Below are 13396 nucleotides of genomic sequence, written 5' to 3' on the forward strand. Positions count from 1 at the left end.
AGTATATAATAAAAATCTCATGAATATTAAAGCATTAATTTTAAAATTTCGTCGAGTGATTACGATCGGAATTCATTTTTTTCTGATTATCTGTGCGTATATCCTTGCTTTTTGTTTGCGTCTAGATTTTAATATTGACCCAAAATTCTGGGACACGATCTTAAAAACATTTCCTTTGCTTATTCTTATCAAGATGGTTCTTTTTGGCTATCATGGCCTTTTTTCTGGCTTATGGAAATATGCTGGGATCGAGGATATTTGGAGAATCTTTAAGGCGAATGTGTTGTCTACGATAAGCTTTGTGGTTGGAGTTACTTTTCTTTATCCTGGTCTTGTCATTCCGAGATCGGTCATTGTTCTAGACTGTCTTTTGTGTTTTTGTTTAATGACAGGAGTTCGTTTTGCTGTTCGTCTTTTTAGAGAGAAATTTCGCCCGATGTTTAGGGCTCAACGAAAAAGAGCGCTTGTTGTTGGGGCAGGAGAAGCGGGTGTTTTGGTTTTAAGGGAAGCGCGTATTAATGCAAAAGCTGGCATGGAGGTGGTTGGGTTTATTGATGATGATCCTAGAAAAAAAGGCTCTCGCTTGCAGGGGGTAAAAGTTTTAGGAACGCGTAGCGATATTGAGGCGTTGGTAGAAAAATACAGAATTGATGAAATTATCATTGCGATTCCTTCGGCAACTGGAGCTGTGATAAGAGATGTTGTTTCTCATTGTAGGATTCCTTCTGTTAAAATACGAATAGTTCCTGGCTTACAAAAGATATTGAGCGGAGAGCAAGAAGTAAGGGCGCGAGCGATTACGCCGGATGACCTTTTAGGTCGCGAGAAGGTGGAAGTTAATGAAGATGAGATTGGTGGGTACCTTGAAGGTAAAATTGTTTTGGTGACGGGCGCAGGAGGATCGATTGGGTCTGTTCTTTGCAAGCAAATCGCTAGGTTTAACCCAAAAGAAATATTGTTGTTTGATCATAATGAAAATGATGTTTATTTTTTGACTATTGATTTCTTAAAGGAATACAAGGACATTAAGTTTACAACCATTATTGGAGACATCAAAGATGTCGGAGTTTTGAAATATGTTTTTTCGCGCTATAGCCCTGAAGTTGTATTTCATGCGGCGGCGCACAAACATGTTCCGTTGCTGGAAGAAAATCCAGTTGCGGCTGTTAAGAATAATGTTTTAGGCACAGGTAATATGATTTATGCTGCGCATCACTATAAGGTTGAGCGGTTTATTTTAATTTCAACGGATAAGGCGGTTAATCCGTCTAGCGTGATGGGCTTTACAAAACGTGTTGCTGAGATGCTTTTGCAGGCAAAATCGCAGAAAAGCCAAACAAAGTTTATGGCGGTGCGTTTTGGCAACGTGCTAGGTTCGGCTGGAAGTATTGTGCCGCTTTTTATGAAGCAAATTGAGGAGGGTGGTCCACTTACCGTAACCCACCCAGATGTGCAGCGGTATTTTATGAGTATCAATGAAGCGGTTTTGTTGGTTTTGCAAGCAAGTGTCATGGGTCAAGGCGGAGAGATTTTTGTTTTGGATATGGGCGAGCAAATTAAAATTGTTGATTTGGCAAAAGATCTTATTATCCTTTCTGGGCTTGTGCCGGAAAAAGATATCAAGATTTCTTTTGTTGGGCTTCGGCCAGGAGAGAAATTGAAAGAAGAGCTATTTTTGAATAGAGAAAGAGATGCTGCAACAAAATATGACAAAATTTTTGTCGCTCCTCCTGATAAAATTGATATTCGAAAATTAAGACAAGAAATTCGTAAGCTTTTGGCGTATGCTCAAAATTATGATTATGCAAAGGTTTGTGAGCTGTTAAATGAGATTGTTTTGAAAGTAAAAAAATGAGAGAAAGAATAGCAAGCTATTTTAGAAAGACGGATTTTAGGTTGAATCGTCAAAAAGCTATTATGATATCTGAAAAGATGATTGAATGTGGCTTTTATGGAGTAATATTTTTTCTTCCGATATCGAATGCTTTGCTTGAGTCTTTTGTAGGTTTTGTTGTTTTTGGTTTTATTATAAACAAGGCGCTGACTCGGGATTTTACAAGTTTTAAGGCAGATGCGAAAATATTTTGGCTCTTACTCGCGTTATTTATTTTCAGCGCATTGTCATTGATTAATAGCGGGCCGTTTTTGGCTAAGGGGTTTAAGGCGTTGTTTTCTAAGTGGGCAGAGTATTTTCTTGTTTTTGCGATCGCGATAGATCATTTTAGAGACCGAAAATCAATAAAGAATTTTTTTTATGTTTTTCTTTTTGTTGGAGGACTTGTTGGGCTATCGGCCTTATCTCAGAAGTTTTTAGGTTTTGAATTCTTTAGAAATAAAAGTATGGTAATGCGTGCTGTGACAGGGCCTTTTGAAAATCCTAATTCTTTGGGGTCTTATTTTGTCTATTGTTTGCCAATCTTTATTTTGTTGGCATCTTGGAAATGGAAGAAAAAAATAGTCCGGATATTAATATATTTTGTAGTGGTTGCTTTGGGCATGTCTCTTCTTTTAACTTTTTCTAGGTCTGCATGGCTTGGATTTTCTGTAGGGCTTTTGATGATTATTATTTTATCTAAAAAAAAGAAATTTCCTTTAGCAGTTTTTGGTCTGTTTTTTTCAAGTCTATTTTTAGTTCCTTCTTTCTTTAAAAGAGTGATGTATTCTTTTGGTTCAGCAGGAGACTCTCAAAGGTATGTGATTTGGCAGGGAGCTGTTGACATGATCAAGGAAAATCCTTTTTTTGGCAAGGGGTTGGGCACTTTTATGAATTATTTTGATCAATATGTTCCTGATATAGGTATTTATTATGCTCATAATTGTTATCTTCAGATGTGGGCAGAGAGCGGAATTTTTACGCTTATAGCTTTTTTGAGCTTAATAGGATTTATCTTATATCGAGGAGTTTGGATTTCTCTGAAAAATAAGCAAGATGAATATGGAATTCTCTTGATTGGCCTAGTTGCCGGGGTTTTTGGGTTTTTAGTCGTAAGCTTTTTTGATACTCAGCTGTATTCACTTCAATTGAGTATTTTATTTTGGGTAATGCTGGGAATGACTGTGGCTGTCCAGCGGGTTCTTTTAGAAAGGAGAGCTAGTCTTGAATAAAGAAAAGATCATAAAAATAGCAGATAAGATAATAGAATATTCTATCTATGGATTGATACTTTTTATTCCGATCTCAAAAGCAGGAGTTGGAATCTTTTGCGTTTTGGCTATTGTTGCTTTTTTTGTAAAAAAGTCTTTGTGTCCTGATTTTTCTTTTATTAGAGATAACAAATCTATTTATATTTTTCTTTTTTTATTTGTTGTTTTTATGGCCATGTCTTTATTGAATAGTGGGCCTTATTTGGCCAAGGGTTTAAGGGCTTTGGGCGGTAAATGGGTACAATACATTTTTATTTTTATAATCGTTGCTGACACACTTAAAACATCAAAACGAATAAGAAATGCAGTTATTTTAATGTTAAGTGTGGCAGGCCTGGTTGTTTTGTCTGGGTATTCTCAGAAGTTTTTAGGGTTTGAGGTCTTTAGAGGTAGACCTCTTTTTGGAGGTGTTGCTGTGACAGGGTCGTTTGAAAACCCGAATGATTTTGCTGCGTATCTTGTTCTTCCTGCAATTTTAGCTTTGAGCGTGAGTATTATTAATTTTAAGAATAAGATTTATGGTTTTTTTGTGCCTATGTTTGTATTTTTGTCTGGAGGTGCGCTTTTATTAACGCTTTCTCGCGGGGCATGGATGGGATTTTTGCTTGGCGGGGTTTTGTTGGCCATAATAATAAAGAAGTATCGGCATATTTTTCTTTTTTTGATTCTTTTTTTGGTTGGAATAGCTTCGTTGCCCGTAGCCTCAGCGAGAGTGATGAATACTTTTGCATCAGTCAGAAATAGTGTCAGCAATCCTGCTGGAGGTCTCGTAGGAGGATTGTCCGAAGCGAGCGCTGAAAGCAGTATTATTGGAGACCCTGCAAGGATTGCTATTTGGCGAGGCGCGATTGCCATGATTAAAGAGAATCCTTTTTTGGGTAAAGGATTAGGGACGTTTATGGATCGTTTTTCTCAATATGTTCCGTCCATGGGTGGCAGTTATTATGCGCATAATTGTTATTTGCAAATTTGGGCTGAGAGTGGGGTTTTTTCACTTATTGCTTTTCTTTGTTTTGTTGGCTTTATTTTTTGGAGATCTGTGCGTTTTTCATTTCTTAACCGGCAAAATAATTTGGGGCTTATTTGTGGGGGTCTGACCGCTGGGCTTTTTGGATTTTTGGTTCATAGTTTTCTTGATACTCAGCTGTATTCCTTACAACTTAAAACGCTTTTTTGGGTAACGCTGGGAATGCTGCAGGCGATGTCTACATTCCTTTCTGCTGAAGGAGACAAAGGAGGACTTAGGAATGATTAAGCGAGAGAAAATAGGTAAATTTTGTGAGAGTGTGATTTTTTGGTTGATTGTTGCCATTCCTTTTGTGGCTAGTTTTTCTTCGGCAGCGGTTGACGGATGTATCGGAGCTCTTATTTTTTTCTTTATTTTTAAAAGAGTTGTTTTGAAAGAAAGAAATTCTATCCCGTTAGAAAAGAAATCTTTTCTAAAGGGGATTACTATTCATCCGGTACTTATTTTATTTTTTGTTTTGTTTGTTATTGCTTTGTTGTCTTTTTGGAACACGATTAGTATTGATGATAGTTTGAAGGGGATGGGGAAGCTTCTTAAATACGGCTTTCTTCTTATCATTGTTTTTTTTGAAGTTCGGGATGTTCGTCATATCCAGAAAATTGTTTTGGCGGCGATTTCTGGGCTTCTTTTGGTTTCGTTAGATGGGATTTATCAGCTGGTATTCGGCGTGGATCTTTTGCGGCAACATCATTATGATGTGGCGATTGGGGTGATTCGGCTGAATGCCACGTTTCCCCATACGAATATCTTTGCTGGTTATCTTGCTCTTTTTATTCCAGCCTTAATTCCTGTGGTTTTGTATTATGCAAAGAAAAAACAAAAGGTTGCTGGGATTATAGTTGTTATTCTTGCATTGTTTTGCCTGGCTTTTACTTTTTGCCGAAGTGCACTCTTGGGAGTGTTTCTTGTCTTGCTCCTTATGAGTGTAGTTAGAAAAGATAAAGTAATTTTTGTGTTGTTGTTGGCGTCTATCTTGGTAGTTCCATTTGTCATTCCTAGAAATGTTAAGGATTGGTCGAAGACAACTAATTCTTGGGTAGAGATTTTTCTTGGCAAAGATAGGCCGATTATTTATGAAACGGCTTTTAATATGATAAACCACCATCCTTTTTTGGGAGTGGGTGTAAATACATTTTCTCGTAATTATCAGAAGTACAAATTGCATAACGCTATTTTGGATCCTGGAAATGAAAATAATGTTAATGGGAGCTGGTATGCACATAATAGTTATTTGCAAATGGCAGGAGAAACCGGAATAGTTTATTTCTTAGTTTTTGTAGTCTTGATGTTTGCTGTGTTTAGAGAGGCAATATTTTTTTATAGGTGTATGAATAATGATTTTTTGAAGTTTTGTAGCTTGGGGATTATGATGGGCTTGGTGTCCTTTATGGTGCATGGTTTTACAGAGACCAATTTGTATAATCCTAAGATTGCTGTGTTATTTTGGTTTCAGGTTGCATTTTTGATGGCTGTTGTGCGGATAGGTAAAGATTCGCGTACGTCTTGTTCTGACTATTTGGAGGAGCTTTCTTGATGTTGGCATTGTGCAACAGGAGAGATTTTAGAGAGTGGTAAAAAGTATTGTTTTTTAAAAAAGGCGACAAGCGCTACCCTTAATTAGCGATGCGTGTTTTTACGTTTAGTTTTTTTAAATCGACAGAGAGAGTCTCTTGCGGATATTTTGCTAGAGGTTATTTGGCTAGAAAAGAAATTAGTTTATTGTTAAGGGGGAGACAGGGAGAGAATGGATTTTTATCAAGTAAAAGATTATCCAAAAGAGGTTTTTGAGCATTTTGCACGTAGAAAAAGGTATCTACGCTTACAAGAAGCTGTAAAAACTATCGTGTTTCATAAGCCAGGAGCTGGGCTTGGCGATCTTGTTTTGTGCATTCCTGTTCTCCGAGCGCTCAAGAAAATGTTTCCATCAGCAAAATTGTATTTTTTTGGCTCTTATAACTCTGTTTATGATTCTATTTTTAAGGCTATTCCTTATATTGATGGTTTTATTTCAAATGTTGAGCCTGGAAAGAAAGAACTTTTTAAAGGTTTCTCTAATTTTTTTAGGAAATATTTTAAGAAATTTGATCTTATTGTTTCTGGGCAGTCTAAGTTTAAGCCGTCTCTACGCTTATGGTCGCTATTTCCGGTGATTTATATTTCTAGAAATCCTTTTTTTTCACGATGGAAGATACTAGATTTTCGATTTTATAAAAAAAGGAATGTTCATGTTGTTTCTCAGATGGCGGCACCCATTAAAGTTCTTGGCGCAGGAGACATTGACTATAGTCCTGCAATCGAGATTTCAGAGCAGTATCTTTTTGTCGCCAAAACTTATCTTGCTAATTTTAGTGGTCCTTTTATATCTATTCTTCCTGCTTCAGGCAATTTTCATAGAAATTGGGATGAAGATAAGTATGCTGCGCTTTCTGATAAATTGATAGAGATGGGTTATAACATTATATTAGTTGGCAATGAAAAAGATATTCTTGTTCGTATAAAAGAAAAAATGCAGGCAAATCCGTTAATACCATTTCTAGAAGAAGAGAGATTTGGGCAGGACCCAATTTATAGCATTGGTCTTTTAAAGTTTTCACGTTTGGCAGTTGGAAGCGATGGAGGGGGCGTACATCTTGCGTCTTTAGCGGGTTGTCCTGTTGTGGCGTTGTATGGGCCCAATACACCTATTAAGTGGGGTCCTTTGGGGCGAGAAAATGTGGTTATTTATAAAGATCTTGAGTGCTCGCCTTGTCGGTATGTGCACATGAAGGAATTGAAAGAATGTGAATCTGATCGAAAATGTTTGCGATCAATTACTGTAGATGAAGTGATGGATGCGGTTAATTTTATTTTGGAGAATACGAATCCACGCTAGAATAATATAGCAAGTATGAATAAAAGGTGGAAAGGAAAAGTCTTTTGGGCGTTAATGAGAAAGAATTAATTTCTGTTATTGTTCCTGCTTATAATCGTGCGGAGATGTTGACTAGGGCCATTAAAAGTGTCTTGGCTCAAGATTATATAAATTTTGAGATCATTGTTGTTGATGATGCTTCGACAGAAGATATAAAGCAAGCTGTAGAGTCTTTTAAAGATGAGCGAATTCTTTATTTTCGCCAACAGGAAAATAGAGGTGCAGCTGCGGCTCGTAATATTGGGATGCGAAAGGCTAGAGGCGAGTATCTTGCTTTTTTGGATTCTGATGATGAATTTGTTCCTAATCGGCTAAGCCGACTTTTAGAGGTATTTAGGTCTTTAGAGCAGAAGCCAGGAATGATTTTTACTAATGCTTCAGAGATTAATACTAAAAGGGAAAAAGTATCAACTGTTGACAAAGATTTTCGTTCAGGTTACGTGACAACAGAGTGTAAGTTTCCAGCTAGTGTTTTTACGCCAACAAGCTGTTGGATATTTCGTCGCGAGGCTTGTCGAGGAGATTTCTTTGATGAAGAAATACAAGTTGGTGAAGATTGTGATTATTTTGCGAGGATTGTTCGCAAGCAACCATCGTATTTCTTAAATGAATTGCTGGTTGTCAAGCATGTTCATGACAATGCTCAAGGAAGGGTACCTCTTCAATGCTTAGAGCAAACAAAACAGCGGATACTGAAGAAATGGTTTCCTAAAATGAAAAAAGATAAGAAGTTCTTAGTTAATTTTTATTGTGCAATGGCCAAGGATCTTGTACGTTGTGGCAATAAGAAGAAAGCTAGGGATGTTTTGTGGAAGGCGTTTTTGCTTTCGCCTTTTAATTTTAGGGTGTTCGGTAAATTCATGAGTGCTTTGGGTAGATAAGGAAAAATGAAAATAAAGAAAAGCGCGAGATAGTTAAAGTTTTGAAGGGAGTGAGAATGTTTATGGACGAACAATATCTAGAGACACAAAAAGAATATTTGGTATGTAGTATTTGGTATGTAGAGAGTAGTAAAGATGGTGGAAGCCCCGCGTCGCTGAAAATTGCTTCTGGGGTAAATTTGCACAGTGATTTATGCTCGCTGTGCTCCATAAAGCACGTGCTCATTTAGAGTGCGCAGCGTACACAGTTGACAATGCACTTTAATATGATATAATTAGGTCAGTTAGATGACCTAATTAGTATTAATAGGGGTGATTATGTATATTCGACAGAAACAACTTGATAATTTAATAAATTCTTTAAAGTTTGGGAAAGTTCATGTTATTTATGGCGCAAGAAGATGCGGAAAAACAACGCTTTTAAAGAAATTTATTGAAGAAATTCAAAAAACATGTCTTTTTGTTAGCGGGGAAGATATCGCTGTACAGGATATTTTGTCGAGTCAATCGATTGAAAAGCTAAAAGGGTTTGTGAGAAGAAATCGATATGTGATTATTGATGAAGCTCAGAAAATAGATTTTATTGGTCTTAATTTAAAGTTAATTGTAGATCATATTCCAGATGTTGCTGTTATTGCGACAGGGTCTTCAGCTTTTGATTTAGCACGAAAAATGGGGGAGCCTTTAACTGGCAGAAAGATGTCTTTTCATCTTTTTCCTCTAGCACAGATGGAGCTTGCCTCTAGAGAAAACACTGCTTTGACTCAGTCTTTCTTGGAGAGCCGATTATTGTACGGGTCTTATCCTGAGGTTGTTCTTGAAAAAGATAATAGAGAAAAAGAGATTTATTTGCGCGAGCTTGTTGCTTCGTATTTGTATCGGGATATTCTTGAATTTGAAACAATACGAAATTCAGACAAGCTTTCGAGATTATTGCAAATGATTGCTTTTCAGATAGGAAAGGAAGTTTCATTAACCGAAATTGGCAGTTCTTTAGGTATCAGCAAGAATACTGTTGCGCGATATATGGATCTTTTAGAAAAGTGTTTTGTTATCTTTCGTGTTGGGGGATTTAGCCGAAATTTGCGAAAGGAAGTGTCGAAATCGTCGAGGTATTATTTTTTTGACGTAGGAATTCGTAACGCGCTTATTAAAAATTTTAATTCGTTAAATTTACGTAATGACGTCGGGATGCTATGGGAGAATTATATTATTGCGGAGCGATTAAAAAAACAGGCGTATGATCAAATGTTGGTGAATAATTATTTTTGGCGAACGTATGACCAAAAAGAAATTGATTGGGTTGAGGAGAGGGATGGCGGACTGTTCGGATACGAAATGAAATATGGAAAAAAACAAAAGAGAATACCGAAAGAATGGATTGAAACATACGCAGGCGCGCAATTTTCTGTTATTGATCAGGAAAATTATATAAAATTTATTGTATAAAAGTCGTTGTGATGTTAGTTATTTTTATTTTGGGAAGCATGTAGTATTTAGTATGTAGTATTTAGTATTTGGTATGTAGGATGTAGGATGTAGTTGAGAAAGAAGCATGTAATTTGTTAAATCTAGGAAGGATTCTTAGAAAGGATTTTTTTTAAACATGAAAAATAATCACAGCGAAGAGGAATTTTTAGAAACACAAAAAGAATATCTTGTTTCTTTAGGCGAGAGGCCGTTGGGGGTATTATTTAGTTTTAGCAAATGAAGTAGATATGAAGATTAAAAAGTTGTGGTAAACCCCGGCAAACGATTGAGCCTTCAGAGGCATAAATTAAGGGAAGAGCACTGGTTTATTGCTGAGGGGCAGGCAAATATTTTTATTGATGAGAAAAAGATTGTTTTGAAAAAAGGCGAATCGATTGATGTTACGCGAGGCCAAATCCATCGTATTGCAAATGATACAAACAAACCTTTGGTATTTATTGAAGTGCAGACCGGCGATCATTTCGGCGAAGATGATATTGAGCGATTAGAGGATGATTATAATCGATAAAATAGTGAATCGAGTTTAGAGAAATAAGAGTTTAGCTGGTAGCATTTATAGCGAGGAGAAGAAATGAAAATATTAGATACAATGATTGCTATTGATGAGTTGAAGCAATTAGCGCAGAATATTTTTGGTAATTTAATTAAAGCTGTTGTTGACGTTGATCGTGAGTTGATTGCTGTTGATGCTGAGCTACATTCTGATTTGGAGGCTTTGCTTTTGGAAAAGGGATCAAAGCAAAATAGTCTTTGGGGTATTAATTTTTATCCTGATGCAGAAGGGGATGATTTTTTAGAATTTGATTCGATGATTAATATGCGTCCATCTCAAGGGAATCTAAGCAGAGGCGTTGATTCTGAAGATATCCAAAAGAAAATTGTTGAGATTGTTAGCAAAAGGATAAGCCGATGACGATTCAGCATCAAGATCTTGCTAAGGGTCGTTGGGCGCAGATGTCTTTTTGTGAGCAAATGGCTAATGTTGGTAGCGAGGTAAGTCGAGCTCTTAACTGGCGGAAAAAAGAAAAAGATGATCTTTCGAAAGAAGCGGTTGTGCGAGCGCTAGAGTTGCTTGATCTTGTAATCATGCCAACAAAGAAATATTCTCGGCTCAAAGAGCTTCTTCGTGTAAGAGAGGCTTTGGTAGATTTTTTTTATGGGGCGAATGAATTTTTATCATCTGAAGTATTATGGCGCAAGTATTTTGATTGTTTTAATTATGCCTCGAGAAAGCATTATTAGAATTTGTTTTGAACCTATTTTCAACCTCGTAGGTTGAAAAGTGTTGTAATCTTGTCTACCTGGAATAGTGCCATTATAGGGAATGTAGATCCCCAATATTGACATATTATGTTATTTATGGTATGTTTGAATTATGCATATACCACGTTTTTATGATAATTTAAATTCTTTTTTAAAGCCAAACAAGGTTTTAGTTATTTTTGGCCCACGGCAAGTAGGCAAGACAACTTTGATCCAAAAGTTTCTTGACACATGTCAGCTTCGGTATAAATTAGATTCCGGAGATAATGTGCGCACAAGGAATATTCTTGGTTCTCAGAATTTTGATGCAATTAAAGAATATGCGCAGGGATATTCGTTAATTGTTATTGATGAGGCTCAGAGAATTCCCAATGTTGGTCAGGGATTGAAAATCTTGGTGGATCAGATTCCTGGTATTCAAGTTATTGTGACAGGTTCTTCTTCTTTTGAGTTGGCCGGACAGATGGGGGAGCCTTTGACAGGAAGAAAAACTACCTTAACGTTGTATCCGGTTGCGCAATTAGAATTACAAAATCTTTATAATCCTTATGAATTAAAAGATAATCTTAAGGATTGGCTTGTTTTTGGAGGATATCCTGAAGTTGCGATTACCGAAACAAGGCAAGAAAAAATTCGTTTGCTTGAAGAATTAGCTCAGTCATATTTGTTTAAGGATATTTTGGAGCTTGAGCAGGTCAAAAATTCTAAAACTCTCATAGATTTATTGCGTCTTTTAGCTTTTCAGATTGGGAAAGAAGTTTCTCTTAATGAGTTGGGTCGGCAAATTGGGATGGATCACAAGACGGTAGCTCGCTATCTTGATCTTTTTGAAAAAACATTTGTTATTTATAATGTGCGGGGTTTTAGTCGTAATCTGCGCTCTGAGGTTGTGAAAAAAAGTAAATATTATTTTTATGATAATGGTATTCGCAACGCGATTATTTCGAACTTTAATAAATTGGAAATGCGTGATGATGTTGGAGCATTGTGGGAAAATTTCTTATTTATAGAGCGTTTGAAAAAGCGTTCTTACCAGGGAATTTATGCCAATAGTTATTTCTGGCGAACGTGGGAACGTCAAGAGATTGACTTGGTTGAAGAGAGGGAAGGAAAACTGTTTGCGTTTGAATTTAAATCTGGCAAAAGAAAAACTAAGATTCCACGTCAATGGACAGAGGCTTATCCTGAAGCATTGTTTGAAATTATCGATAGGGATAATTATTTAAAGTTTATTGTCTAAAGTCAGTTAGAGAAGTTTTCTAGCAGTTTGAGCTGACGGTGGCATTTCCATTTGAGGCTGATTAGTCTCAGGCTGAGAATTATCGTCGACTCCAATTGGCGGCTTTCTTTAACAGGGTAAATGTTTTTGCTTCGGGGATGTTCGCTTTTTTATATATAGTTAAATTAAGAGGAAAAGCTCTTATCCGCCTACGCAAAAGGTATTTTTAGTTATAAAACGGATAAATGTGAAAAGTAAAGTTTTTTGTTTCGGTGGGGTGTTCGCTCCATTCTTAATATGTATTAATATTCAACTTAAAGGAAGAGCTCTATGATTAACGGAAAAAAAGTTGTTGTTGTTTTACCGGCTTATAACGCCGAGAAAACTCTTGAAAAAACTTACCAAGAAATTCCAAAAGATATTGTTGATGAAATTCTTCTTGTGGACGATCAATCAAGCGATGAAACGATCAAGGTTGCAGAATCTTTGGGGATTCCGACGATTGTGCATGCGCAAAATCTTGGATATGGAGGAAATCAAAAAACCTGTTATCAAGAAGCTTTAAGAAGAGGCGCTGATATTGTGGTGATGCTTCATCCTGATTATCAATATCCGCCAAAGCTGGTAGGGCCTATGGCATCGTTGATTGCGACGGGTATGTTTGATGTTGTTTTGGGGTCACGCATTTTAGGCGGGTATGCCTTAAAAGGTGGGATGCCGATTTATAAATATATTGCTAATCGTGCTTTGACCGCTTTTGAAAATATTTTGACCGGGCAAAAGTTATCGGAGTATCATACGGGCTTTAGAGCGTTTTCTAGAGAGGTTCTTCTAGGTATTCCATTGTTAGAAAATTCCGATGATTTTATTTTTGATAATCAGATTTTGACGCAAATATTTTATTTTGGGTACGCAATAGGAGAAATTAGCTCGCCATGCAATTATAATAAGGGGTGTTCTTCGATTAGTTTGAAGAGAAGCACGATTTATGGTCTTGGGGTTTTGAAAGTTGCTTTTCAGTATGCGTTGGCAAGACTAAAAATGAGCCATAATATTATATTTGATAATGAAAAAGGAAAGAAACTAGCTTTGTAGGCTGGTTGAAGGATCCTTTGTTGCTTCATTGACAAAACCCATAATTTCGATATAATAGTCCCTTCATTAGAGAATTATCCGTATATTGTATAAGCATTTAGGCAAATTAGGAAGGAAAAAGAAAATGAACAAAATGACTGTCAAAGATTTGGATATTAAAGGTAAAAAAGTTATTATTCGAGCTGATTTTAATGTTCCTTTGGATAAGAACCTTAAAATCACAGATGATCGGCGGATCCAGGCCTCGATGCCGACCATTAAATATGTTCTTGAGAATGGTGCTTCGAAGGTTATTTTGATGAGTCATTTGGGGCGACCAAAAGGAGAGGGTCCAGAAGATGAGTTTCGCCTGACGCCTGTGGCGG

13 protein-coding genes are annotated in these 13396 nt (G+C 36.7%); all 13 read left to right on the forward strand.

Annotation, left to right across the window (positions count from 1 at the left end; genetic code table 11):
* Positions 1-19: 19 nt before the first annotated feature.
* Positions 20-1855 (forward strand): nucleoside-diphosphate sugar epimerase/dehydratase, encoded by a 1836-nt coding sequence (locus tag PHY73_05980; GenBank protein ID MDD3375254.1) that lies wholly within the window; start codon positions 20-22, stop codon positions 1853-1855.
* On the forward strand, positions 1852-3105 hold the full coding sequence (locus PHY73_05985; GenBank protein ID MDD3375255.1) for an O-antigen ligase family protein: 1254 nt from the start codon (positions 1852-1854) through the stop codon (positions 3103-3105). Before PHY73_05980 ends, PHY73_05985 begins: the two co-directional genes overlap by 4 nt.
* Positions 3098-4399: an O-antigen ligase family protein gene (locus tag PHY73_05990; protein ID MDD3375256.1), complete on the forward strand. Its 1302-nt coding sequence runs from the start codon at positions 3098-3100 to the stop codon at positions 4397-4399. Before PHY73_05985 ends, PHY73_05990 begins: the two co-directional genes overlap by 8 nt.
* On the forward strand, positions 4392-5705 hold the full coding sequence (locus tag PHY73_05995; protein MDD3375257.1) for an O-antigen ligase family protein: 1314 nt from the start codon (positions 4392-4394) through the stop codon (positions 5703-5705). Before PHY73_05990 ends, PHY73_05995 begins: the two co-directional genes overlap by 8 nt.
* Positions 5706-5915: 210 nt before the next feature.
* Positions 5916-7043, forward strand: coding sequence for a glycosyltransferase family 9 protein (locus PHY73_06000; protein ID MDD3375258.1), 1128 nt, complete (start codon positions 5916-5918; stop codon positions 7041-7043).
* Between the two features lie 26 nt (positions 7044-7069).
* On the forward strand, positions 7070-7963 hold the full coding sequence (locus PHY73_06005) for a glycosyltransferase family 2 protein (GenBank protein ID MDD3375259.1): 894 nt from the start codon (positions 7070-7072) through the stop codon (positions 7961-7963).
* 318 nt (positions 7964-8281) lie between these two features.
* Positions 8282-9412: an ATP-binding protein gene (locus PHY73_06010; GenBank protein ID MDD3375260.1), complete on the forward strand. Its 1131-nt coding sequence runs from the start codon at positions 8282-8284 to the stop codon at positions 9410-9412.
* A 286-nt stretch (positions 9413-9698) separates the two neighbouring features.
* On the forward strand, positions 9699-9962 hold the full coding sequence (locus PHY73_06015) for a phosphomannose isomerase type II C-terminal cupin domain (protein MDD3375261.1): 264 nt from the start codon (positions 9699-9701) through the stop codon (positions 9960-9962).
* Between the two features lie 63 nt (positions 9963-10025).
* Positions 10026-10367, forward strand: coding sequence for a DUF5674 family protein (locus PHY73_06020; GenBank protein MDD3375262.1), 342 nt, complete (start codon positions 10026-10028; stop codon positions 10365-10367).
* Positions 10364-10696 carry a hypothetical protein gene (locus PHY73_06025; protein MDD3375263.1) on the forward strand — a complete coding sequence of 111 codons (333 nt, stop codon included), beginning with the start codon at positions 10364-10366 and terminating at the stop codon, positions 10694-10696. The genes PHY73_06020 and PHY73_06025 overlap by 4 nt, the downstream gene beginning before the upstream one ends.
* Before the next feature lie 133 nt (positions 10697-10829).
* Positions 10830-11957: an ATP-binding protein gene (locus PHY73_06030; GenBank protein MDD3375264.1), complete on the forward strand. Its 1128-nt coding sequence runs from the start codon at positions 10830-10832 to the stop codon at positions 11955-11957.
* A gap of 309 nt (positions 11958-12266) precedes the next feature.
* Positions 12267-13031: a glycosyltransferase family 2 protein gene (locus PHY73_06035; GenBank protein MDD3375265.1), complete on the forward strand. Its 765-nt coding sequence runs from the start codon at positions 12267-12269 to the stop codon at positions 13029-13031.
* Between the two features lie 124 nt (positions 13032-13155).
* A partial coding sequence (gene pgk / locus PHY73_06040; GenBank protein ID MDD3375266.1) for a phosphoglycerate kinase occupies positions 13156-13396 on the forward strand: 241 nt, incomplete at its 3' end.

This window comes from Candidatus Omnitrophota bacterium, from assembly GCA_028693815.1.
Taxonomy (GTDB): Bacteria; Omnitrophota; Gorgyraeia; order Zapsychrales; family Aceulaceae; genus Aceula.